This window comes from Ornithinibacillus liuyingii (assembly GCF_055550225.1).
This window is the reverse complement of the sequence record NZ_JBPWOS010000001.1, coordinates 19,953-44,377: the sequence shown is the minus strand read 5'-3', so window position 1 is coordinate 44,377 and position 24,425 is coordinate 19,953. Positions and strand designations below refer to the sequence as shown.

Genomic DNA, 24,425 nt, shown 5'->3' with positions numbered 1-24,425 from the left:
AAAACGATAGAAAGGATTTGTCAATGAAAAAAATTAACACACTAATACATTATTTGGATGAGCATAGTAAAGAAAATACGAATTATTTTACATACGCAAGTGTAATTAATAAGATAATTGATTATCTAACTGAACATAAAGGTGACGGCTTTATGCTTTATAATACGGATTCTGAGAGATTTGCCGACTCCAGTGATGTTATTCAAGAAATTCTTCTTCGCCATCCAAATGATATTGAAATCATTGCACATGTTTATGATTCTGTTGGATTATCTGACTTAGTTATGAAGGAAAGAGGCAAACATACAGTCAGGTACTCTACATTAAATAATATTTTTTACTTTTCACAGTTTGAAGTTGCACTAGTAACCATTCCAATCTACACATTCCATCATCCATATAATGAGAACTTATTATTTGCCAAAAGTGATGACCAAATTCTAGAATTTGTTTCTTATTTTGAAAATATGGAAAAGAATTATATGTTAAATGGAATTACAATTTATACCGATACAGAAGATGGCCTTATCCGTTCTAAGGAAAAAATTACACATCAAATTGATCGAGAGGATGTTTTATTAGAGGAGAGTCTTAAATCCGATATATTCCGCTCAATTGATGAATTTTTCCTCAATAGTGGCCAATTCTTTAAACAATATAACATACCTTATAAAAGAGGCATTTTATTATATGGTAGTCCAGGAAATGGAAAGACAACTTTAGTGAAATCCATCGCTGGAAGTGTGTCAGCTCCAATAGTGTATTGGCAAATTACCGAATACACCTCGAGTTATTCCATAAGAGAAATTTTCTCTAAAGTGTTAAGGCTTGCACCTATGGTTCTCGTAATTGAGGATATCGATTCTATGCCAACTGAAGCTCGTTCGGTCTTTTTGAATACATTAGATGGAGCAACGACTAAGGAAGGTATATTTTTAATCGGAACAACTAACTACCCTGAAAAAATAGACCCTGCATTAATTAATCGTGCTGGACGCTTCGACCGGGCATATGAAATAAAGCAACCAGATGAGGTACTAAGAAGGGAGTACATTGTAAATAAAAAAGGAATTGGCGAATTTCTTACTAATTCCGCTATCGAAGAATTAGTACAAAAGACAAAAGGTCTGTCTATTTCACAACTAAATGAAATTTATATGTCGATTGCCTTAGAATCGCATTATAATAATCATGTAAACATTGATAAAATTATCAATGATTTACAAGAAAATACTAGGAAAGCACAAAAACAAGATTGGATATCAGAGCCAAGCACGGGCCGAGTTGGTTTTTAGTAGGAAGGATAAAAGCTTTCTACTTTTTTATTTCTTATTTGTATTATTTCCTATATAATTTACTTACTACTGAATTAGGAGTGATAATATGGGTAAGTCAAAAGCATTAAAAAAACGCGAAAAGCAAATTCGCGAAGGAAGACTGAATCCAGAAATTAACCGCAGCCCTTTTGTGCATCTTGATTTAAGAACAAGAAAAACAAAGACAAAAAAAGACTACTTATACCGCACCAAACACAAGAACCGAAATCCAAAGCAATGGGAAAACGGTTCTTTTTATTTTATTTTAAATACTGTTAAAGGAGGATGTGAATCCATATAAGAAAAAAAAGAACCATACCTGTATATAAGTGAAAAAATCTAAGTTGAATTGTTGGTTTAAACAAGCGTAACCATCCAGTTAAAACTTGAATAGCCAAGATAGCCAATGCGATCAATCCGACAACCATTTTAGTATGCTGTAATGAAAATCCGTAACGAGAAATAACCAAGAAGGCATGGATTGATAACAAACCAAATGCAATATTTCCTGTCCATCGATGGATTGTGACTACTCGTTTAGAAATATTCGCTAGCCTTATTTTTGTCCTTCTACTTTGGACATTTCGAATCGTTTTAAACACAGCATGTCTTGTCCAATTATAGAGGATGAGAATAGCCCCTATTATCCCGAACCAAATATGTACCCCTACCTTAGGGTATGAATAGTGGCCAAGTACTTTCCATACCACTACCACAAAAAATATGCTATTTACTAGAAACCATTTACTCACGATATATTTTCCTTCCTTAGAAAAAACTCATAGACGTCTATTAGCATAGCAAACTTTGTCCCCACCTTGCATAACTGACGAACAACGTCATCATTCTGAAATAACTGTAATGTTCCTGCCTTCTAATGGTAAACATACCACTTTTTAGGACCATTACACATTAGGCAAATAATTCCACTAGTGTCGCAATACCTTTTCCCTTCTAACTTTAACCATTCATAAATACGATTACCATTTTTTACTACTGAAAAATGATGTTACATCTAGTAATCTCGTAGATAGCCAATACAACTAGGAGGTTCACATGATGAATAAACTGAAAAAGCTTCTAATTACAGCAACTTTATCGCTCTCTATAATAGCAGTTCCTACACTAGCTGGTGCTACTCCATACACGGTTCAAAAAGGTGATTCCTATTGGTCTATTGCCCAAAAATATGGTACCACTGTAGCCAATCTGCAAATAGCAAACAATCAATCTGGTAATCAATTATTCATTGGCGACACCATTCAAGTACCGGATACAATATCTCAGGCTGACAAACAACTGATGGCCAAGCTAGTTCATGCAGAGGCAAAGGGTGAGCCATATGCAGGAAAAGTAGCAGTAGCAACTGTTATTTTGAACCGTGTTGACCATCAGGAATTTCCGAACACAATAAGAGATGTAATCTATGAGCGTTCTGCTGGCGGCCATTATGCATTTACCCCAGTTCAAAACGGTCAGATTAACACAACCTACACATCAGAGGACATGAAAGCAGTAAATGAAGCTATCGCATTCCGTGGACAAGGTAATGGTTCTATTTATTTTTACAATCCTAAAACATCTACCAGTAATTGGATTACAACCCGCGAAACTACGATAACAATAGGTAACCATCGTTTTGCAAAATAGACAAAATCAGGTATTCTGTGATATCTTCCTTCACAAATACCTGATTTTATCATATGGACAAACCACTACTAAATTTCCACCTTAATCCTTTAATAACGTAATGACCTTCCTCAATATCTGTTACCAAATCAACACTATTTTTTCTCCCATCCTATTGGGAACTTTTCTAATTGTGGTTCCATACCAAGTTCCTTTGCTGCTGCCACAATAAATTCTTTTCTGAAATAATAACTACGATGATAAACAATCGTATCATTTTCTATTTCATGATATTGAATGTCATGAATGAAGGGCCCATTATCATCCTCTACAATCTTTACAATAACCCGTTTTCCCCATAACCAATGCTCCTCTGCTCTGTATGGTGGTAAACCATGTAGCATAGAACCTTTTCGCATCGTATCCTTATTGAACTCTTGAAACCCTAAGGATGCTTCGTGATGCAAATCATCACTTACTAATTTAAACATTGCTTTTAAATCACCGTTATTTAAGGCGTTAATATAAGCGCTAATAACTGGATTGTGTTTCATAACTTGATTTTTATTCTTTTCATCACCTTTTGTTGAAAAGTCTTCCTTCCTTAATCTAGCTTCCATTCTTCTTATAGCGGAGTATATAGCACCCTTTGTTGTCTTGACGATACTAGCTACTTCTTCCGCTTTGAATTTAAATACTTTTACAAGTAAAAATACCGCAACCTGTCTAGGAGTAAATAAGTTTACTAAATAATTTAATGCGGCCTCTATCTCTAGGTTATCCGAAAATTCTTCGCTTGGATCTGCTACGTCCTCCAATGTCCCGACAATTCGCTTTTCTCTACGACATTGATCTATCCACGTATTAGTTGCCATTCTAAATAAATAGGATTTAGGATTTTCTGGATGCCACACCTGATAAAATCCACCAAATGCTTTAATCAATGTCTCCTGAAATAAATCCTCTCCATCCCAAGGAGAGCCAGTTATATACCGGCAATAATTCCATAAATCCTCCCGAAAGCTAAGAATAAGTTCACTAAACTCCTCTCTTAATTCTCTTGATTTTTTCGTAAATTGTAATGTTTGTTCTTCTATTGAAGACATCTCATCCCCCCTATTCATTATTTCAACGAATAACAAGCAAAAAATTATACTAGGCGAACCAATAAAATTTACATACACAGAAAATGGTTCAATAGTCTCCCATACAATTAGGATTATACTGCAAAAAAGATGCCTGTCACATCTCATATTCATTCTGAACATGGGATATGACAGGCATCCTTTTTCTAAAGGACTTTTAAACCCGTAACACCGATAATAATCGCCAATAAGCTTACGATTCGTATCAAGCTTTTAGATTCTCCAAAGAAAAGCATATTCATTAAAACGACGCCTCCCGTTCCAACACCAGTCCAAGTTGCATAAGCAATACTGGTAGGAAGATAGTTAAATGAAGCATAAATGAATGCGAAAGAGAGACCAAGACCACCTGCATAAAGAACTGCATTGGCGACATTTCTTTTTTGACTGAATCGATTCAATCCCCAAACACCAATTAACTCATTAACTGCAGCTAATATAATATATATCCAGCCCATTATTCTAGCACTCCCTTCGTATCTTTTTTATCATCCGATAATTTTAAGCCTATGACCCCTGCAATAATGAGAAGAATAAAGAAGACTTTAGATATACTAATCTGTTCCTCAAAGATGAAAATGTCCATCAAAAATGTTCCAACCGTCCCAAATCCTGCAAAAATTGCATAAACCGTGCCTGTGGGTAGTCCCTCACAAGCTTTTGCCAAAAAGTGTAAATCTAATAGTATAAATGCAACAATCAATGTCCAATGCCACCAAGTCGATGCCGTATTAAACCCATAAATCCAAACCAACTCAGATAAGCTCGTTAATCCAACATAAATCCAAGATTTATTCATTTTAACACTCTCCATCATCCCGTGACTGACATTCAGTCATTTTTTCTTTAAAAGAAAATTCCCTTCATAAAAAAGGAAATAATCTATAAGCTTTCCATAAAACCATCAACTAGCATCATTCTAATTAGTGGCATATTGGCATTTAATTGTTCTGTTCAATCTTTACTCCTAGACCATACATAGAAAACTCCCACACTTCTTTTTTCTTAATTGCTTCCATATCCTTATCCCCGTGAGAATAAAGAAATGTTTGCTCAGCAGCAGATTCTATAAGATCGATAAGTAATACCGCCGTTTGGTCCGGATCTAAATTTTGACGTAAGGTTCCTGCCTCTTTTGCTTCTCCAAGAAATCTACTCATCCAGGAATAGTATTGTGAATATAGTGCTTCCCACTCTTGTAGATAGTCCGTCGAAGCTAAACCAGCATATACGAGTGCGAATATTTGTCGATATTCTTTCGTAACGGAAAAGGCAACATCAATTACATCTTTCATTTGCTCAGAGAAAGGATCATTTTTATTCACCTTTTTAATAATTTCACTCAGCGTTTTTTCCACCATAACTTCTGCAATAGATGGGACAACAGATAATTTGGAAGAAAAATAAATGTAGAAGGTGCCTTGGGCAATACCGGCTTTTTTAACAATATCGGATACTTTGGTTTTTTCTAATCCTTTTTCTGTAAAAACGTCCATTGCTGCATGTATAATTCGCTCTTTCTTATTATCCATTGACTTCCTCCACGAAAAATGACTGATTGTCATTCATTATACAGTAATTTTCAAAAAAGTCAATACGAGTAGCGTGTAAAGGGCGGTTTTTCGTTTGACAAACTTTTTAAATCGGAATGTGATGATTTAAATCTCCGTTACGGTCATTAACTATTATATGGATATAAGTATAATTATGCTCTATCGAATCACAATAACATTAACTTCAACTAAGGAGTTCAAACATGTTATTTATCATTACTTCTATCATTATTGCTCTAGCAATATTCATTCTGATGCCTAAAAAAATTTCCTATATCGAAATGTATACGGTATCTTTGTTTTCCATCGTTTTTCAATTATTAACTGATATCCTGTTGGAATTCAAATATAACCTATATGGTTATTTTAATGAGGGGGTAGATTATCGTACATTATGGATTGTTTTTGGTATATATCCTTTATTTACGATGATATTCCTTAATTATTTTCCATATGATAAACGGCATATAGTAAAAGTAGGTTATATCATAGCATGGACGATTTTTGCACTTATATACGAATATATAAGTGTACAAGTAGGAACGTTTTATTATAATTCTTGGAAGCTCCTGTATTCTGCGCTAACTTATCCTATTGTATATTTGGTTATCTATTATAATTTTATCATTATTCGTAAATTAATACGGTTATATAAAGAAAAAAACGTATAAACAGAATAAACACATCGAATGCTAAAGAGCTCCGGATGTACATTAGATTCCTCACTTTAGGATAGTATTGGACCCTCTCACGGAATCAACTAGCTACCTAAAACAAATTATCGCCCTCGATGACTTTCTATTCCTGTTACGGGGCGAAACCATACCAAATATATCCGGAGCACCCTAGATCTATAAACACTAGTACAGATGATTCATTGCTTGAAACAGTTGGTCCCAACCAACGAATATTTATATAATTTTCTCTCCTTGTACACCATTAATAGAATAACTAACCGTGATTTCTGCACTTAAGGAATGAGACACCGAACAATATTTATCTTTTGATAATTCTATTGCTCTTATTACTTTATCCTCAGGAAGATCACCTTCCAGTGAATAGTGAATATTTACTTTAGTAAATTTTTTCGGATGCTCCTCTGCACGGTCTCCCGTAACATTCATTTGAAAGGAAGTTGGATTTAATCGCATTTTATTCAAAATGGAAATAATATCAATTCCTGTACACCCAGCAACAGCGCTTAATAATAACTCAGTTGGCCTTGGACCTTTATTTTCTCCACCGACAGTTTCTGCAGCATCCATTTGAATCTCGTGACCAGATGGAGTAAATCCTGTGAAGGACATTTTATCATTCCATTTAATGTTCATTTCCATAGTAAACCCTCCATTAATTAAAATATCTTCTAACTTAGTTTGCCTAGTTTCTACTATATTTACAACCATTTTGATTGTACCAATTTCTTAGATGGAGGATTAAATATGCAAGAAAAAATATGGACACTACTGAAACAGCTAGAAGAAGAGCACCAAATAAAAACCATATATGCATGCGAAGGAGGAAGTCGTGCATGGGGAATAGAGTCAGAAATGAGTGATTATGATGTCCGCTTTATATATGTCCATCCAACTAACTACTACTTAAGTATTGACCCAATTGGAACTGGAAAGAAACTTGATGTCTTGGAGGGAAAAGTACATAATATAGAATTGAGTGGTTGGGAGCTTACAAAGGCATTAAGACTGATTCGCAAATCAAACCCTACTCTCTACGAATGGATATATTCTCCAATTCGTTACTTTCAATTTTATCCCACCATTAATCCCGTTAGAGATATTTTACCTTTAGCTTTTAATCCAAAATCTTGTATTCTACATTACTTTAATATGGCAAGAAAAAATTATTCTAAAGCAAACAAAGAAACCGAAGTGAATATAAAGAACCTCCTGAATATAGTACGCCCCATACTTGCCATGAAATGGATAGAGAAGTATCAAGTCTTCCCTCCTGTTAACTTTCAACAACTAGTTGATGAGTTCATTATAGAGGATGACATAAAAATCCTGATACAGACATTGCTAAACAATAAAAGGCAAGGCAATTTAGATGAAACGTTACAAACTACGGCTATCCTACAATTCACACAAAATGAAATGAGCCGAATAGAATCAACAAAAGCATCTTTAAATGTTAATCGTATAGATGTAACCGAGCGATTAAACCAAATTTTTCGAGAAACATTAAACGAACTGGAATATAAATAATATTGTTCAGTATGAAAACTAAACTACCTTTCTTCTTTTCAAACTTCATCCTTTTCTATAAGATAAATGAATAAGGTTATGATCAAGCAAATTACCCTGGATGAATATACCGATAAAAAGGAGAATAAATAGATGCAGACACTTCAATATGAGTCAGCGTGGAACAAAACAATTTCTCAACAGGACAGAACCTTAGTTGAGGAAACCTTTAAAAAAGCAGCATTGACAGCCGATCCAATTCAGTTCACACCCTTAAGGATTGATTGGAATTATAAAAGAGAATTACTTGTCATCGTAATTGTGCATAATACTACAGAATCCGATTATACCTTTAATCAAGAAAAGCTATCCCTAAAGCTACATGATATAACATTAGCGGAGCATACGTTTACTATACCTAATCTGCTAGTGAAAGCTAAAACCAGTATGCCATGGACATTTATATTTCCTGTCGGTAGTTATCAAGAAAACAGTAACATTAAGGACGGAAGATTAGAAATAACTCGGTAAAAGCAAAAACGCTTTTTCCTAATGAAAGGAAAGAATATGAATCCAGTCCTTCCATTAGGAAAAAGCGTTGATTAAGTAATATACATGTGCTATACTAAAAAAGTGTCTATTTTTCCATATTTAGTTAAATATATATCCAATTATATTATAACATCACAATTATGGAAAGTCAACAATAATAGAAAAAAGAAGAAATGGGGTTGATGGAATGAGTCACGACGCAGAAAGACAGAAAGAGCAAAATCGGGTAGATAAGGTCGTTCAAGAAATCAACATCAAGGAAGAAAAGTTATTTTCCAAAGCGGGTGGTCTTAAAGAAAGCATCGTTGATTTACGGAAGAACTTCTGGGAAGATGTAACCGTGAATTTAGATGAGCCGGACGATGTAATTGAAACGCAAGCCAGTTTAAAACAACAAGCTGAGTTATTAGCTGAACGAGAAAGATCCCATGGCTCTATCGGTAAAGAACTTAAGACGTTAAGGTTACTCAAAGAATCGCCATATTTTGGACGAATTGATTTCTCTGAAAAGCCAGGAGGTAAAAAGGAGAAAATATATATCGGTATCGCTTCCCTCATGGACCTGGATGATGAAGAGTTCCTTATTTACGATTGGCGTGCCCCTATTTCTAGTCTATATTATGATTTCTCACCTGGTGCAGCTTATTATGAGACAATGGATGATACGATTGAAGGAGAAATATCGTTAAAGCGGCAATTCATCATAAGGCAGAGTAAGATTAAAGGAATGTTTGATACAGGGGTAACAATTGGGGATAGCTTACTTCAAGCAGCTTTAGGTAACAACGCAAGTACCACAATGAAAAGCATCGTTGCTACGATCCAAAGAGAACAAAATAAAATCATTCGGAATGAGCATAGTAAATTACTAATTGTGCAAGGTGTAGCAGGAAGTGGAAAAACTTCTGCTGTCCTACAGCGTATTGCTTACCTATTATATCGGTTTAGGGACAGTCTTAATAACGAGAACTTATTATTATTTTCACCAAACCCCCTCTTCTCAAGTTACATTGCCAATGTATTACCAGAATTAGGTGAAACCAATATTAGTCAGACTACTTTTTATGACTTTTTACGTGATGGTATCGAAAAAGATATTAAGATTGAATCGCCTTTTGAACAAATGGAATTTATGCTAACGGATAAAGATACAGCAGAATTATCCATCAGACAGGTCAATATGAAACTCAAATCGAGTATCGCATATAAGACATTAATAGATGAATATCTTTCTTCCCTAACATCCAGGGGGATTCAATTCCGGAATATAACATTTCGTGGTGACATTTTAATCTCTAAAGAGTCTATAGCAGACTACTTTTATTCACTAGATGAATCGATATCCATTCCGAATAAAATGGAACTAGTAGCTAAATGGCTCCTTCAAGAGATCAAAATTCATCAACAGAAAGAAAAATCGAAGGATTGGGTATTAGAACAAATTGAGTTACTGGATAAGGAAGAATACCTACAAGCTTACTATGGGAATCAACGCGTTGATGAAGATGATCCTAGCATAGAAGAGGATATATTACGAAATATTGTTGTGAAGAAGCAATTTGCAGGAGTGAAAAAGCAAATTAAAAAGTATGCTTTTGTTAATACACTAACAACATACCAGCAGCTGTTTATGAATTGGACAACAAGCTTTCTTCCAGATAATTGGGACAAAATAAAGGAATTAACAAAGCAATACCTAACGAATAAACATTTAACGTGGGAGGATGCTACACCATATCGTTATTTCCGAGGAAAGCTGTTAGGAGATAAGGAAAATAGGTCAATCCGCCACTTATTTATTGATGAGGCACAAGATTACTCCGCTTTCCAGTTCTCGTACATGAAAGAAATTTTCCCATATACGCGAATGACCCTATTAGGAGATATTAATCAAGCTATATACACTTATGCTTCGACAGAAAATCCTTTAGTTCCAGAGTATATCTCCGAAAATCACGAACGGATTGTCCTTACGAAAAGCTATCGTTCCACTAAGCAAATTGTTGAGTTCACGAAAAAATTCGCTCCTGGCGGCGATATGATTGAGCCATTTGAAAGAGATGGAGAACCACCTCAGATCATAGAAAGTCAAGGTGATGTATCAACAAATTTGAAAAAACTCATACAAGACTTGAAGGCAAAAAACTATGAGACCATTGCTGTCATCTGTAAAACGCTAAAAGAAAGTAATGAATTATATGAGATGTTAAAGGATAAAGTCTCACTGAAACAAATTAAAGAAGATACTTATTCGTTCGAAAAAGGTATCGTAGTAGTACCGGTTTATTTAGCAAAAGGAATAGAATTTGATGCTGTAATTATTCCGGATGCTTCAAAGGAGCATTATGACCAGGAATTGGATAGAACACTGTTTTACACTGCTTGCACCAGAGCAATGCATTCGTTAACCATTTTAACAAAGGGAACACCATGTATCTTCATACAAGAAGCATTAAATTAAACAAGGAGTATGTCACCAAACTTTACTTGGTGACATACTCTTTTCATTTATTTCTTTTTAATCGGAATCCATATTTCACTATAATACTTGTCTGAGGATGGGTCCCCATTACTTAGATAAACTTCCATCTCCGGTCCACCGGAATGTTCATAACCTGTTGAAGGGAACCATTCTGTAAATATTCTTTGCCAAACTTTTGGCATTGCATCTGGCATCGCACCATGAACGGGGAACACTGCCCAAGTTGCACTTGAAATCTCTCTTTCTATCCAATCAGTTGGAACCACCTCAATATTCTTTTCAGCAGCTATCAAGTAGGTCATGTTTTCCAATTGATGATCGAAGTCGAGACAAATGCCTAACAAACCTAACTCTCCACAGTTTTTTGCAAGCTCCTCGGAAAATCCATTTGAATTTGATTCTTCCCAAAATGCAGCAATAGCACGATGATTATCTCCTCCTATTGTCGTTGTATTAATACTTTTTCCCACTACCGTAAATGCCTCTTTTTCAACAATCTTATACTCCATCTCGACATCTCCCTTTATCTGAATATGGAAAGAAAGCTTAGGATAGGCCTTTAAAGAATGGCTATTCTTCTTAGCCATAGAGGGACTAATACCATGTATACCTCGGAATGCTTTTGTAAAAGCTTCAGGACTTTCATACCCGTACTTCAAAGCAATATCAATCACTCTAGCATTAGAATTTATAAGCTCTTGAGCCGCTTTCGTAATACGTCTATTTCGAATATATTCACTTACAGTAAATCCAGTCAGCATTGTAAACATGCGCTGAAAATGAAACTTAGACATATAAGCTATCCTTGCGATATCTTCCATGACTAGTTCGGCTTCAAGATTATCCTCTATATACGCAATACTTTCAACCATTCTTTGTAGCCTCTCCATAATCCCTACTCCCTTCCCTACTAGTAGTCTATCAGCTTGGAATAGTCGCTTCCTGTCTACCCATGCTCACTTAAGACAGATTGATAAGATCCTTCATCCAATTCGTCAAATAATCCTGCTTATATAAATCATCTGGATACTGAACAAAGCCTGTATCCCCTTCTTCATACAAGAACTGGAGGAATTCATTTAAGGCCCCCATGTATTCAGAATAGAGGAACTCAAAACTAATGGTTTCTTTCGGCATAAGATTCGTTTTACATACAGTAGGGTTAGTATAATTCATATATGTCCGACAAGGAATCGGTCTAATTTCATAGGCTATACATTGATTAGTTTCCGTATTCAACATTGGACATGGTGTTAGTGATTTACGATACTTCAATTTAAAATCAGCATCATTCGCAAAATCAAGCTTATTATTTTCACTTATTTGGTCCCCATATTTGTCATAATAATGGATGAGATGATTGCGAATTGCTTTTTTTCGCTCTGCTGGAAAATTCTCTATTGCCTGCTTCATAAATTTGGCTTCCATTTCATTAATAATAATTGGAAAATAACAACAAAATGAACAGCCTAATCGACATGTAGGGGCTAATCCAACATGCTTCTCCATATTAGTAATCTCAGAACTTACAACATCTAGTAATTCAGTAAAACTAGATAGAAGCTTTTGTTCTAATTGAACGTCCTTTTCTGCCCATTTCTCCACAATAGAATAAAACTTTTCTTCATCTACTTCATATTCATTTGTTAACTGATTACATTTTTCTTGAATTTCTTCAAGAGCTAAATATTGATTTGTCATAACTAATCTCCCATAAATTTCTACCATACATTCTACCTTAAACCACTCTCAATTACTATCCGTTAATTGTAAACTGTTTTATTCTGTGGCTTTAGCCTTCCTACTCACTTTACATACAGCATCCATTAACCTATTGTGTAATGGTGGGAAAATCGTAAAAATGATATCCATTGTATTCCGAAGTGGCATTGGACACACGACTGGCTTATTTTTATGAACTCCGTTCAATGTGATCTTCGCCAACTTATTCGGTGACATCAATTTCTGCTTATCTAACTGTTTCTTCATGATAGATTTATTAATATTAAAGGATTTAGCTTTATCAAAGATTGGAGTATCAACAAAGGTAGGACAAAGAGTAGTAACGTTAACACCAAATTCTTTTGCTTCATAATGGAGGGATGTAGTAAGCCCTACAATAGCATGTTTTGTAGTAGCATAAGCGGATGAGATTGGGGATGGGCCAAGTCCCGCAGCAGAAGCAGTATTAACAAGGTAGCCGAATCCTTGCTTTTTCATAATAGAATAGCCAATCTGTGTTCCATATACCACTCCCCACACATTAATATCTATGATATCTTCCCAATCGGTAATAGACATTTCATCTAGTTCACCGTACATTGCAATACCTGCATTGTTAAATAAATAATCTAACCTTCCAAATTCTGCATATACTGCATGAATACATTCGTGAACACTTGAATAGCTGGTTACATCAACCTTTACAAATCTGGATCGATTCCTATCTTCGTTCAGTTCCTTTTCTAATTTATTCCCTTCCGATTCATTAATATCTACGATAATCACATACACATCATTTTCTACTAGTTCCATACAAATTGCCTTTCCTATTCCTGATGCACCACCCGTAACAATAGCAACCATCTTATTCGAACTCATGACTACCCCTCCATTTTTTTATTTATCCCCTTCGTTTTAAGCGCTTACATTTTTAGGGTTAATCATGATTGACTTGAGTAGTTTACGAATGGGAGCTTTCCATTTTATTATAATATAATGTTCAAGAAATGAACTATCATTCTGATAACATTCATTGTATTGTCACTTTTATAAATTTTTAAAATAAACATCTAATCAGATGCTTATTTTAAAATGCTAATCCTGCTAATGGAATAGGTTAAGTCAGTTCACTGTTGCTTGCTATTTCAATTCCATTAATTGCTTGCGTGGCTAAATGGTCTGCTTCACGGTTCTTTTTCCTAGGAATTAACTTGTAGTCAGGTGTAATCCCCAACTGTTCAAGCTTTTTCTCGATTCGTTCTATCCAGCGTAATAATTCTTCCTCATAGCACGGCCATTCATCTTTTAATTGATTCATAACGCCTTGTGAATCTCCTGTAAATGTTACTGGTAAGTGATGAACACCAAGCAACTCTAATTCTCCAATTGCAAAATAAAGCGAGGCATATTCTGCTTCACCATTTGTATTCAGCTCTTCTACTAAAGCATTTTTTCTAATACGATATTGTTTCCCGTCTTGTTCATAATATATGACACAACCTAAACCAGATCTTTTGGTTTCCAAATCAAACCCGCCATCAAAAAAGACCACCACGTTATGTGGTTCAGAATCAACACTCTCTACATATTTCTTCAATTCTTTATACATCCACGTGGTATCATAATTATCATAGAAAATTAGCTCCTTTACCCGACCTGTTTTTTCAAGGTCCTTTGCTAGTAAGAGCGCTTTTTCAGGATTCATTTCATCCGAGTAAAAGCAAGTCTCTGTTCCCGTTGGCGCCTTATAAATCATTTCCATTTTGATTTTCATGAAAAAATCATCCTCTTTATAATTTGAATAATTATATTTTCCACTGAAACAAATACATCATACCATTTTGCACATTATAAAAGAACTCCAGGCAATGCTAGAGTTCTTTTTCTTTTTAACTATTTTTATTTACATACTGCCTTTTATTATCAACTGTTCCACTTAACACGATGCTAGCAGGATCCTGTTCAATATTTAATTCGATATCTGCTCCATCTCGTGGTAATGTTTCCTCAAATATAGCCTCATACTCCTCAATAGTAACTTCCTTACGTGTATCGAATAAACGTTGATGGCTTTCAATGTGAAGGTGCTCTCGATAATTTGGTTGAAGAACACCAGTGAAAAATTCTCCTACTGCACCTGAACCATAGCTAAACATTCCAATCCGTACGCCTTCTTTTAAATCTTCCTTATTTTCCAGTAAAGAAAGTAAGCTTAAATATAATGATCCAGTATAAATGTTTCCAACATTACGGTTATACTGTGTGCTTATTTGGTAGTTTTCTAATAAACGTTCTCTTACTTCTACAGGGGCTTCATCAATAACAGTTCGTAACGCCTTTAAGCCCATTTTTGTATATGGTAAATGATAGCAAATTGCTTCCATATCAGAAAGATTCAAACCTGATTTTGATTTAAACGCTTCCCATACTTTATTAAAGAACAAAATATACTGTTCATTGGAGAATTTCCCATCTACAAATGCCTTATCTGAATATATAGGTCTCCAGAAATCCATAATATCATTTGTTAAATACACATTATGATTCTCAAGTTCCATAATACGAGGGTTAGCACTAATAATCATCGCTACGGCGCCAGCACCTTGTGTGGATTCTCCTGCCGTATTTAAACCATATCGTGCAATATCAGAACCTAATACTAACACTTTACTTTCTGGATTTAAGGCAATGTGCCCTTTGGCCATTTGAATCCCAGCAGTAGCTCCATAGCAAGCTTGCTTCACTTCTACTGCACGGGCTTGAGGTTGTAGTCCTAATAACTGGTGGACATACACTGCACCAGATTTAGAATGATCAATCCCTGACTCAGATCCAAAAATAACAAAATCTATTTTCTCTCTATCCTCGTCATCTATTATTTCAAGTGCTGCATTTGCAGCTAGTGTAACAGAATCTTGAGTAATTGGTGCAACAGCCATTTGACTTTGTCCAATTCCAACCGTAAACTTAGCTGGCTCTATATCCCTTGCTTCAGCTAATTTCTCCATATCTACATAAATATGTGGTGCATAAAAACCAATTTTGTCTATACCAATTTTCATGTTTTTTTCTCCTTTGAAACAGTTTCTCTTCCCCCATTATATCTGTTTGTGAATAATCACACAAATATAATTTCCGAAATTAGTAATGGAGCTTGTCCAGGTAACATTGGAACAAGCTCCATTAGGAAATTAGCCATTATCTCTTTTACGTTTGTTTTTCTTCCCATCTAGAGTTAAGAATTCACTATCACTAGCTATTTCGACATCCTGTTTTCCGTTTCGTTCTGGTTCGGTATTATATTTAATACCATGGTTCTTCTGTCTACCAGTATCTCGATTTTTATTTTTATTCTCTTCTGACATCCTAATCCTCCTCAAAATATGTTCAAGAATTATTATGTCCATGAAAGATTAACTTATTTCTTGTCTATTTTGCCGTGAATTGATATTCTACTTCATCTTCCCCCATTATTACCTTCATATCAAATTCATCTAAAAACCAAGCATCTTTCTCACCGAAATAGAAGGTAATCCCACCTACCTCTTGCTTCGTTGCAATTTCCCCATCTAATCCAACCGAGATTCCTAGAAAGTAATTTGGATGTTCCGTTTTAATACCACCGTAGATTTTAAGGAAAAAGTGAACATAATCACCTTCTTCTAAACCCATTTCTTCTATATACCATTTCGCTGCATCTTCTGTTACTTGTAACCCCATTGGTACACCTCAATCCTTATATTTCTTACAATTCTTATTCTACTATAGCTTAACTGAAAATATGTAGTATATGACTTGGTTGATATGAAAATAACATGACAAGTTGTCCGTGAAGCTTACCTTTACGTATACAAAAAACCTCCCCAAATACGTATAGAGAGGTCTGTATATCTATTATTTTTTATAACTCGGACTGAGTTCACTCCATACATCAAATATATTATCATCTTGATCATAAAACACAAAGTTATTTCCAGAGTGTCCTCGGTCCTCTATTTCTCCAACTTTTACATCATTGGCTTTTAAGAAGGTATGAAACGCGTTTAATTGTTCCAACCCATCTACTTCAAAGGTTAAGGAGAAATGCTCTCTCCCATTCCAATCCTGAAACCCAACCTTTTCCCCTTTCATAGACTTCACAAGGAAAAAACTTTGATTTGCAAAATCTAATATTGACTTATTTTCATCACAATAGTTTTCCTTTGCACCAAGTTTAGCTTGATACCACTTTGAAGCCTGTTCCGGATCCCGGACTGGTATATATGTTGTACCAACTCGTTTAATAAAATGATCCATTTAAATTCTCCTCATTATATTTGTCGTGAATAACGTAGTGAATGGTAGCCATCAGACTCTTCTTCTGTTACTACTTTAAATCCTTTTGCTTCATAAAAAGGTATAGCTTTCTTATTCCCCTTTTGGACAGACACCCACTGAATTCTTGCGCCATACTCCTCTTGTTGTTCTGTAACAGCATTTAGAAGCAGACTGCCAATCCCCTCATTCCTTCTATTAGGGTCTAAGTACAATACATAAACCTCTGCATCCAAATCACTAATCATACCTCCACCTGCTACACCAACTACTTCATCTTGATCTAAGGCAACAAAATACCCGCCCCAATCCTTAGATGAACTCGAAACTTCTTCTAAAATCCGTTCATCATTATAATACGTAGCAATAATTGACTCGATATATTCCTTCTTATATATGCTACGATAGGTAGCCCAATTAGCTTCCGTACATACTTTTACAATACCTGATACATGGCTTTTATTTGCTTTTTTTATCTCCATCATGCTGTAGAAAATAACCTCCAAACTCTACTTCAATGTTTTTTCATAGCAGATACAATCATGTACCCGCTTAAAGCGCTTTTTTATGCTATCCTTTTGATCTCCTAGATAATGTGCGAAGGTTTGAACGGGATATAACTTCAAAAAGCTACTCGAAATGTTCCCTTTTAACTCTTTCTCTCCTTCTAGATACACATGTAAATAGGAATCCACTTGTTGGAACCCATACTTCTCGTACCAAGTATGAACCCACTTATCATCCCGTGTCCAGGCCTCAAATCGATTTAACTTCTCCTTCTTCGCTAATTCTTCACCTTGCCGTATAAGCTCGGAAGCAATCGCCCTTCTACGATAATCTGGATGAACAGCAATATGCCATATCATCCCTCCTAATCCGGTCCCCCGGGAACAAACTGTCCCCTCTTGCATTTCGTATTCGATATCTAATATTCCCACTATTTGACCGTCTTCTACTGCTACTAGCTCAATAGCAGGATTTTCATACTGTTCTTTTTCCTTTAATACATTATCAAAATAGGCGGTGTCCAAGAATGAAAGCACACGACACCTCACCCACCCTTGTTCATCGGAGGATTGATAATTTCTTATTTCCATTTCACTTCTCCATTTCCACTTGATTTATAAAATTCTTTACATTCTTTGTTGAGTTGAGAATGATGACTTGTTTCTCTCCGGATAATATGTTTAATTTATCCAAGATCATTAGCCGTTTATCCTTTGGATATTTCCAAACCCATTTCAGAAAATCAATGCTTAACTTTTCTTCACATCCTTCTGCCATATCAGGACGTGATGTCTTAGCATATTGTAGTCTTCTTTTAAGCACACGAAGCATACAAATATATCTTGAAATATTTAGGAAAATGATCGTGTCAGCCCTGTTGAACCTTATGTCCAATGTTCCACTTCTCTTTGTTCCTCTTTTGAAGTACCAGTCCAGCCAGGTCTCCAAAAAAGCGTATCTAAGTGGTAAACCTTTAAATCAAGAACCTGCCCTAACCGACGGGCTAATGTCGATTTTCCTGATCCACCAGAACCGATAACGACTATTCGATTCACCTTAACACCTGCCCTATTTCCATAATCTTGTTACCTCTATTAACCTAGAATTAGTAAATGTTAGTTTGTATATATCAGGCATGTCCAGCTCTTGCCAAAATTGAAAACCATATGCTTCATTAAAATAATTCATCATCAATACCATTATATTGCCATGTGTACCAATTACGATATTTTTTCCCGGATGATCTTCTATAACCTTCATTAATCCTTGTATCCCTCTTTGCTGAGCCATTTTATTTGACTCACCGCCTTTAAAAAAGAAGCTATCATTCTCCCAAACCTTTGTTATTGCATGTGTAAAATCAGCTACTGGTTTTTTTGCTAACCTTCGTTCTTTAAAACGGTCTTCTATCAATACGTTTACACGTAAAAAATCAGCAACTCCTTGTACCGTTTGAATTGCTCTTTTATACGGACTGGAATAAACATAATCTATATGTTCTTCCTTTAGTATTTGTGTAACCCTTTTTGTGTCAGTTTCCCCTCTTTCTGATAATGGTCTATGTAATTCATCTGGCGTATAAACTGAATGTGCATGTCTAACTAAGTATATATTATGGTTCATTCCCTCACCCCTACAGTAAAATAGTAACAGAATTCTGATAATAAACAAATAATAATGGATATACCTTAAAACACGATGTGCTTTTTCACAATATCGTAACGAGTCTCGGAATAGCAGCAGTAAATTTAGTGTTACACTAAAGATGTAATTTACCACATCTTTATCAAGGGGATGTTTTTGATGATTTCTAGTCTCATGTTGGATTCAAAAAGCGGTAAACATTTGTCCATTTCAATAGATTTAAGAAATCTATTAGACTCTATTAGTACGACGAAAAAAATATATAAAGACACTTTTTTATTCCATGAAGGGTTACAAGCAAATGAAATATTTATTATTAAATCTGGACTATTACAGGTTTCTAAACTAACTACTGATGGGAAGGAACTAATTCTGCGTATTTGTAATCATGGTGATATGGTCGGTGAACTATCCCTTTTTAGTGACGATCCTAAATATTTACTAAGTGGTAAGGTACTAACTACAGGTGAAGTAGAAGTAATTAGAAAAGACGAATTAGAAAATGCTTTATTATCTAATAGCGAACTAACCCTTGAGTATATGAAGTGGTCAAGCACACAAATGCGTAAGTTTCAATCCAAATTGAGAGACCTGCTATTAAATGGGAAAAAGGGGGCACTATATTCTACTTTAATTCGCTTAGCAAACAGCTATGGATTAAAGCACGATGACGGAATATTAATTGATGTCGTACTTACTAACCAAGAATTAGCTAACTTCTGTGCCGCTACACGTGAAAGTATTAATAGAATGCTTGTTAAGCTACGACAGCTAAATGTTATTTCTATGGATAAGTCAGGAAAAATCTTCATTAAAGATATGGACTACCTTAAAATGGAGATCGGCTGCGAAAACTGTCCACTTGAAATATGTAATATTAATTAAATAATTAGTCGCCATCAAATATAGAGATGTCTACCATTTTAAAGGTAGGCTTTTTTATTTCTCCTAGATTTTATGAATACCAATACAATTACTTACATAATATTCCTATAATATTACAAGCTTATTAAATTTTTATTTGCATTTTCAAACAATTACTTTTAATATTAGATTCAAGAATAATTTTTATAAAATTCTAATTCTACACAAAAATAGAACAATCCGATGTTTAGCGCATTAAAAGGAGTAATCAATAATGACTAAATCAATGATGATTCACGAATTCAAAATGATGTTGAGAAACAAAAAGAACATATTATTTATAATCGCGCTTGTCAGTTTAATATTGACCTACGCACTTTTAATTCTACCAACGCAAGAAACTCCTGATTCTTTTAATGCAGAGGAAATGAAGAAGGAGATTAGTAACTTAGAAGCCATAACCCAAGGAATGATTAATCGGGGAGGTACCGGCTATGGTGAAAGGACAGGATCCCCGTTTGCAAGCTATATGTATTCCTTAAAAGTCCAATCCAGAATGGTAAATGCCTTTGAAGATAAGAACTTTAATCGCTTTACCCAATTAAGAATGAAAGGCTTTGATTATAATACCACTAGTGCTAGCAGAGATTGGATGTTAATCGGGGATGCCCCTTATCCAGGACTAGATGATAGCCGCAATTATAGTTTAACAGACCTTCGTTACCAAGGTTATCTAGATGCAAATATTCCGATTACCTATGAGACGATTGAGCAAAAAACCGCATTACAAACCATTACCAATTTTCTTCTTGGTACAACCGCATTTATTGTGCTATTTTGTGCTATCTATTTTAGTAGTGACATGTTAGCGAAGGATAGACAGCACCGAACTATACTACAAGGTTTACCTATTGGCTGGTATCGTTTAATCAATGTTAAATCAGCTGTAGCGTTTGGTTATACATTATTAATTTTATTCGGATTATTACTTTTAGCAGCAGTGATAATTTCTATTCAAAGTGGATTTGGCTCTTTTAAATTATCTGTTCCAATTACGCTACCTAGTTCTGAAACGGATGAATACTTCGGTTATCGGTTTAGCGAGTTTGATTCGATTTCAATTGCCAATTTCCTACTACTAGCACTTGGAATTATACCGATACTGATATACCTATTTATCCGGTTAAATGCATTACTTAGTCTACTTTTTAAAAATGCATGGATTGTTTTAATGGTTAGTACGCTCATCTTGTTCTCTGAAAGAATCTATTACTCTAGAACATTAACGGATCTTTTTGGCATTGAAATAAGTAATCTGCCACTGACGTATTTTGACTTTGGTAGAGTCATCTCAGGTGAAAAATACTATTTAGTACATTTGGAATCCATTACGTATGAAAAAGGTATTCTAGTGTTACTATGTACAATTCTATTCTTAGAAATTAGTCTTTTTGTAGTATCTCGAATAGTAAGCAAACGTCGTTTTTACCGCAAAGCGGCATGATGTCATTAGTCAGAAAGGATAGTCGATATGTTTTGGAAGTTTACCCTCTTTGAAACAAAATTATTATTACAGAACCGAAAAAGTTGGTTTATAGCTGCATTCCTTCTTGCCTTTTTCGTTTTATTCTTTATGTACTATAGTCAAGATCAGCCAGAACCATTAGATGATCAGAAAAGAACAGAAACACAAACATCCTATGCAGTCTTCGAACACCTTGATCTTTTGCGTCATGATCTACCTGAGGTTGCAGAAGTATACAATTATCACACGCAAATCCAATCACTATTAGGTATGCAAGTGTGGTTTATTGGGAGCGGTCATGATAGTGAACAATATATAGAAAATGGATTAGAAATTAACCAGTTACGGCTTAAAGTACATGATATAGGGAACGCTGGAATTCCTAATCATTTAATTGTGCCAAAGGAAGATATTTTAAAAGAGGATGCATTATTACATTATATTAAAGACAATGAACTACCCATTGAGCCAGACTCTTATTCAACGAATCATTATATTACAAATGCCCTTTCTATGTTCTCAGGGCTATTATTTCTTGTAATCGTCCTAATCAGCGGAAGTGAAATGCTCCTATACGAAAGAAATCATCAATCCGTCATGAAAGGTTTTCCTTTATCCTTTATAGGTAAAGTTACAAGTAAAATCATGATCCATTTCGTTCATATTTATACGTTTTTACTAGTTGGATTTTCTCTCGGAGCAATCTATATGCTTAGAAAATTTGAAGCAGGAGATTTTTCTTTTCCGATATTAGTTTATAAGAATAGTAATTATATCGCTGTATCAACTGGACAATATCTCCTCTATATGTTTTTAGGCCTTGCCCTAATTACATTGTTACTATTATCACTATCCATTTTACTAAATATGCTATTTAAGAATGCATTCGCTAATATACTCATTGGTTTAGGGATATTTATCCTCCCTGATATTGCAATGGCGGCGGGATTGAAAGCAAGCTTTTTACATCCGATAAAATTCATCGATATGTACAAGGTTCTCTCCGGTGACCTTGCCACGGAATTAGGTAATAGTTTCATTGATTACTGGAATGCAATGGCCATCTTAGGAATCATAACAATCGTAATCATTAGCATTATTTATGCTATTAATAAGTTTGCCTATCATCGCGTGCCAAAAAACATGCCTTTAGAAAAAGCATTCTAATCATTTATTTAAAAAGATCGCCTTAAAAATGGCAATAGAAAAGAGGATTGACATGTTAAAACTGGAAAATATCACAGTTAAATATAAAGACAAAGTAGTATTAGAGAACCTTTCACTAGAAGCCAAGAGTGGAGAAATTATTGGACTTGTTGCTCCAAACGGTACGGGTAAAACAACCCTATTTAACGTCATATCAAACTTCTTAAAACCAAATAAAGGGAATGTTACGTTTAACGGAGATCTCCAATACAAGACGGAAGGAAAAGAAATAGCTATTCATAAACAATTGGCTACATTTCCGGACCAGGGAGATTTATTTGAAGAATTATCTGGTGTTGATCACATGAAGCTGTATGCCAATATGTGGAAAGGTACAACGAAGCATGTCAAAGAGATTTATGAACAACTACAAATGGAGAGGTATGTTAAAAAGAAAGTAAAAACCTATTCTTTAGGAATGAGACAACGATTATGCTTTGCCATGATTGCTGCAGCGGATACCCCAATCATGCTTATGGATGAGGTGATGAACGGACTGGACGTGGCGAATGTATCACTCATATCCAAAAAATTAATGCATATGAAGCAAGAAGGTAAGCTGATTTTTGTTGCCTCCCATTTACTTTCGAATCTCGATTTATATGCGGACCGTGTCCTATATTTAAAGGGTGGCGATATCATTCATCAACAAGTCTTAACTGATACTACAGATGAGTACTTGAAGGTTGACTTAACACCTGATCAATATGAAAATTTAGCTTATACATTACCCGAGGATCATCTTTTTATCGCGAATCATCTATGTTGTATTCCGATTAAAAATATGACGGAAGAAGAACAGAAGGAATGGGTTATAAAACTGTCTGCCTATAAAGGAAAAGAACTTACAATAGGACCACTTGGAACCGCTGAATACTATGAAAAATACTATCATGAATTTTAGATTTTTAGGAGGGAAATAAATAATGAAACGAATGCTTTTCCTCTGTTTTATAACTTGTTTATTCGTTTTAATAGGGTGTAGTGAACAACCCTCGGAGAAGGTATTACGATATCAAGAAAATAATGAAATCATCGACAAAGAAAAAGATGAAATTATTGGAGAAGTTAGTGATACTATCTACGATACAATTGACCGTAGTAATGCTGAAGCAGAAGAAATTATCATTAGCCCGGTCCTAAAAGATATGCCAGACATTATTCCTAAGGAAGGAAGATATTCGATTGCTCCATTATGGTCGGAAGTGATGGCTCCTCAAGCTGGAAGGGTGCTGGTTTATGATCAAGACAATGTGCTTTTGGTAAGTGAAGTTTTTGATTCCTTGTATGGGGTTCAGAGTGTTACGGTAGACTTAAATGGCTCGCATTCGGTTCATCTAGATGGCATAAATGAGGCAATAATCACCCCTGTCGATACACAATTTTCGAATCAGCTTTCCACAGGTATTTGGGAAGTTGGAAAAGATATTGAAGCAGGAGAATATTCAGTTTATCCCCCCGAGTATGGGTTTGGAGATTTACATGTTTATGAGGAAGGAAAGCCACCAAGAGTTTTTGAGTTTCTGGACGTTTCTCCTGAATCTATGGTTGACATTCAATTAATAGAAGGACAAAAGTTACGCGTAAGTGGCTTATCCCTACTTCAATTTGAACTAAAATAAGAAGGATGAAAAGGTGGGAACTACTGTGATAGTATATCACCTTTTTTTGTTTGATCTTTCTATTAATCTTCAACTTCAATCAATGACTTAACATTCTATACTTAATGATTGAATCTACGTATGAAGCATAGTCTGTGAAC

The 24,425-nt window shown here is 35.0% G+C and carries 29 protein-coding genes and 1 pseudogene; 12 read left to right on the top strand and 18 right to left on the bottom strand.

What is annotated here, in order from left to right:
- The first annotated feature begins 23 nt into the window (after positions 1-23).
- Both ACSKT4_RS00270 and ACSKT4_RS00265 read left to right on the top strand, forming a co-directional pair.
- A complete protein-coding gene (locus ACSKT4_RS00270) occupies positions 24-1,295 on the top strand; it encodes an ATP-binding protein (protein ID WP_186870018.1) in 1,272 nt (423 codons plus the stop codon).
- Between the two features lie 88 nt (positions 1,296-1,383).
- Positions 1,384-1,617, top strand: a complete 234-nt coding sequence (locus tag ACSKT4_RS00265) for a hypothetical protein (protein ID WP_186870017.1) — start codon at positions 1,384-1,386, stop codon at positions 1,615-1,617.
- Here ACSKT4_RS00265 and ACSKT4_RS00260 read toward each other — a convergent pair.
- On the bottom strand, positions 1,592-2,068 hold the full coding sequence (locus ACSKT4_RS00260) for a hypothetical protein (protein WP_465822609.1): 477 nt from the start codon (positions 2,066-2,068) through the stop codon (positions 1,592-1,594). The two genes, ACSKT4_RS00265 and ACSKT4_RS00260, sit on opposite strands and share 26 nt — an antisense overlap.
- A 307-nt stretch (positions 2,069-2,375) precedes the next feature.
- Between ACSKT4_RS00260 and ACSKT4_RS00255 the strand changes: the two genes are divergently transcribed.
- On the top strand, positions 2,376-2,966 hold the full coding sequence (locus ACSKT4_RS00255; RefSeq protein WP_186870015.1) for a cell wall hydrolase: 591 nt from the start codon (positions 2,376-2,378) through the stop codon (positions 2,964-2,966).
- A 134-nt stretch (positions 2,967-3,100) separates the two neighbouring features.
- Here ACSKT4_RS00255 and ACSKT4_RS00250 read toward each other — a convergent pair whose 3' ends face one another.
- The 4 genes from ACSKT4_RS00250 to ACSKT4_RS00235 form a co-directional block, all read right to left on the bottom strand.
- Entirely contained in the window at positions 3,101-4,051 is a 951-nt protein-coding gene (locus tag ACSKT4_RS00250) for an RNA polymerase sigma factor (RefSeq protein WP_186870014.1), read from the bottom strand.
- A gap of 185 nt (positions 4,052-4,236) precedes the next feature.
- Positions 4,237-4,548 (bottom strand): DMT family transporter, encoded by a 312-nt coding sequence (locus tag ACSKT4_RS00245; RefSeq protein ID WP_186870013.1) that lies wholly within the window; start codon positions 4,546-4,548, stop codon positions 4,237-4,239.
- Positions 4,548-4,889: a DMT family transporter gene (locus tag ACSKT4_RS00240; protein WP_255488115.1), complete on the bottom strand. Its 342-nt coding sequence runs from the start codon at positions 4,887-4,889 to the stop codon at positions 4,548-4,550. The genes ACSKT4_RS00245 and ACSKT4_RS00240 overlap by 1 nt, the downstream gene beginning before the upstream one ends.
- Before the next feature lie 142 nt (positions 4,890-5,031).
- A complete protein-coding gene (locus tag ACSKT4_RS00235; RefSeq protein ID WP_186870012.1) occupies positions 5,032-5,622 on the bottom strand; it encodes a TetR/AcrR family transcriptional regulator in 591 nt (196 codons plus the stop codon).
- A gap of 224 nt (positions 5,623-5,846) precedes the next feature.
- Here ACSKT4_RS00235 and ACSKT4_RS00230 point away from each other — a divergent pair, with 224 nt between their 5' ends.
- On the top strand, positions 5,847-6,314 hold the full coding sequence (locus ACSKT4_RS00230) for a CBO0543 family protein (protein WP_186870011.1): 468 nt from the start codon (positions 5,847-5,849) through the stop codon (positions 6,312-6,314).
- A 240-nt stretch (positions 6,315-6,554) separates the two neighbouring features.
- Here the strand turns inward: ACSKT4_RS00230 and ACSKT4_RS00225 are convergent, their stop codons facing one another.
- Entirely contained in the window at positions 6,555-6,980 is a 426-nt protein-coding gene (locus tag ACSKT4_RS00225) for an OsmC family protein (RefSeq protein WP_211741661.1), read from the bottom strand.
- Positions 6,981-7,085: 105 nt separating this feature from the next.
- Between ACSKT4_RS00225 and ACSKT4_RS00220 the strand changes: the two genes are divergently transcribed.
- From ACSKT4_RS00220 to helD, 3 genes are all read left to right on the top strand, one after another.
- Positions 7,086-7,868 (top strand): nucleotidyltransferase domain-containing protein, encoded by a 783-nt coding sequence (locus ACSKT4_RS00220; protein WP_465822607.1) that lies wholly within the window; start codon positions 7,086-7,088, stop codon positions 7,866-7,868.
- A 132-nt stretch (positions 7,869-8,000) separates the two neighbouring features.
- Entirely contained in the window at positions 8,001-8,378 is a 378-nt protein-coding gene (locus ACSKT4_RS00215) for an SLAP domain-containing protein (RefSeq protein WP_186870008.1), read from the top strand.
- A 208-nt stretch (positions 8,379-8,586) separates the two neighbouring features.
- The gene (gene helD, locus ACSKT4_RS00210) at positions 8,587-10,860 is read left to right on the top strand and encodes an RNA polymerase recycling motor HelD (protein WP_211741664.1); all 2,274 of its coding nucleotides are present in this window, start codon (positions 8,587-8,589) and stop codon (positions 10,858-10,860) included.
- A 47-nt stretch (positions 10,861-10,907) separates the two neighbouring features.
- On the opposite strand, the gene ACSKT4_RS00205 is transcribed toward helD, so the two are convergent.
- From ACSKT4_RS00205 to ACSKT4_RS00150, 12 genes and pseudogenes are all read right to left on the bottom strand, one after another.
- Positions 10,908-11,771, bottom strand: a complete 864-nt coding sequence (locus tag ACSKT4_RS00205; protein WP_186870006.1) for an AraC family transcriptional regulator — start codon at positions 11,769-11,771, stop codon at positions 10,908-10,910.
- Positions 11,772-11,841: 70 nt separating this feature from the next.
- The gene (locus ACSKT4_RS00200) at positions 11,842-12,582 is read right to left on the bottom strand and encodes a YkgJ family cysteine cluster protein (RefSeq protein ID WP_211741665.1); all 741 of its coding nucleotides are present in this window, start codon (positions 12,580-12,582) and stop codon (positions 11,842-11,844) included.
- Positions 12,583-12,660: 78 nt separating this feature from the next.
- On the bottom strand, positions 12,661-13,482 hold the full coding sequence (locus tag ACSKT4_RS00195; protein WP_211741666.1) for an SDR family NAD(P)-dependent oxidoreductase: 822 nt from the start codon (positions 13,480-13,482) through the stop codon (positions 12,661-12,663).
- Positions 13,483-13,720: 238 nt separating this feature from the next.
- Positions 13,721-14,377 carry a ribonuclease H family protein gene (locus tag ACSKT4_RS00190; RefSeq protein WP_465822604.1) on the bottom strand — a complete coding sequence of 219 codons (657 nt, stop codon included), beginning with the start codon at positions 14,375-14,377 and terminating at the stop codon, positions 13,721-13,723.
- 115 nt (positions 14,378-14,492) lie between these two features.
- Positions 14,493-15,665, bottom strand: a complete 1,173-nt coding sequence (locus tag ACSKT4_RS00185) for a hydroxymethylglutaryl-CoA synthase (RefSeq protein ID WP_465822603.1) — start codon at positions 15,663-15,665, stop codon at positions 14,493-14,495.
- A 129-nt stretch (positions 15,666-15,794) separates the two neighbouring features.
- Positions 15,795-15,968: a hypothetical protein gene (locus ACSKT4_RS00180; RefSeq protein ID WP_186870001.1), complete on the bottom strand. Its 174-nt coding sequence runs from the start codon at positions 15,966-15,968 to the stop codon at positions 15,795-15,797.
- 64 nt (positions 15,969-16,032) lie between these two features.
- On the bottom strand, positions 16,033-16,323 hold the full coding sequence (locus ACSKT4_RS00175) for a HesB/YadR/YfhF family protein (RefSeq protein WP_465822601.1): 291 nt from the start codon (positions 16,321-16,323) through the stop codon (positions 16,033-16,035).
- 174 nt (positions 16,324-16,497) lie between these two features.
- A complete protein-coding gene (locus tag ACSKT4_RS00170; RefSeq protein ID WP_186869999.1) occupies positions 16,498-16,899 on the bottom strand; it encodes a VOC family protein in 402 nt (133 codons plus the stop codon).
- A gap of 14 nt (positions 16,900-16,913) precedes the next feature.
- Positions 16,914-17,402 carry a GNAT family N-acetyltransferase gene (locus ACSKT4_RS00165; protein WP_465822600.1) on the bottom strand — a complete coding sequence of 163 codons (489 nt, stop codon included), beginning with the start codon at positions 17,400-17,402 and terminating at the stop codon, positions 16,914-16,916.
- 24 nt (positions 17,403-17,426) lie between these two features.
- A complete protein-coding gene (locus ACSKT4_RS00160) occupies positions 17,427-18,014 on the bottom strand; it encodes a GNAT family N-acetyltransferase (protein WP_465822599.1) in 588 nt (195 codons plus the stop codon).
- Between the two features lies 1 nt (position 18,015).
- Positions 18,016-18,479: pseudogene (locus ACSKT4_RS00155) on the bottom strand (P-loop NTPase family protein).
- Between the two features lie 13 nt (positions 18,480-18,492).
- Positions 18,493-19,047, bottom strand: coding sequence for a histidine phosphatase family protein (locus tag ACSKT4_RS00150; protein WP_186869995.1), 555 nt, complete (start codon positions 19,045-19,047; stop codon positions 18,493-18,495).
- 195 nt (positions 19,048-19,242) lie between these two features.
- Here ACSKT4_RS00150 and ACSKT4_RS00145 point away from each other — a divergent pair, with 195 nt between their 5' ends.
- From ACSKT4_RS00145 to ACSKT4_RS00125, 5 genes are all read left to right on the top strand, one after another.
- Entirely contained in the window at positions 19,243-19,953 is a 711-nt protein-coding gene (locus tag ACSKT4_RS00145) for a Crp/Fnr family transcriptional regulator (RefSeq protein WP_246521494.1), read from the top strand.
- A gap of 253 nt (positions 19,954-20,206) precedes the next feature.
- On the top strand, positions 20,207-21,436 hold the full coding sequence (locus ACSKT4_RS00140; protein ID WP_186869993.1) for an ABC transporter permease subunit: 1,230 nt from the start codon (positions 20,207-20,209) through the stop codon (positions 21,434-21,436).
- 27 nt (positions 21,437-21,463) lie between these two features.
- Positions 21,464-22,624, top strand: a complete 1,161-nt coding sequence (locus ACSKT4_RS00135) for a hypothetical protein (protein ID WP_186869992.1) — start codon at positions 21,464-21,466, stop codon at positions 22,622-22,624.
- 52 nt (positions 22,625-22,676) lie between these two features.
- Positions 22,677-23,567 carry an ATP-binding cassette domain-containing protein gene (locus tag ACSKT4_RS00130; protein WP_186869991.1) on the top strand — a complete coding sequence of 297 codons (891 nt, stop codon included), beginning with the start codon at positions 22,677-22,679 and terminating at the stop codon, positions 23,565-23,567.
- Between the two features lie 22 nt (positions 23,568-23,589).
- Positions 23,590-24,285 carry a peptidase associated/transthyretin-like domain-containing protein gene (locus ACSKT4_RS00125; protein WP_186869990.1) on the top strand — a complete coding sequence of 232 codons (696 nt, stop codon included), beginning with the start codon at positions 23,590-23,592 and terminating at the stop codon, positions 24,283-24,285.
- The last annotated feature ends 140 nt before the right edge of the window (positions 24,286-24,425 follow it).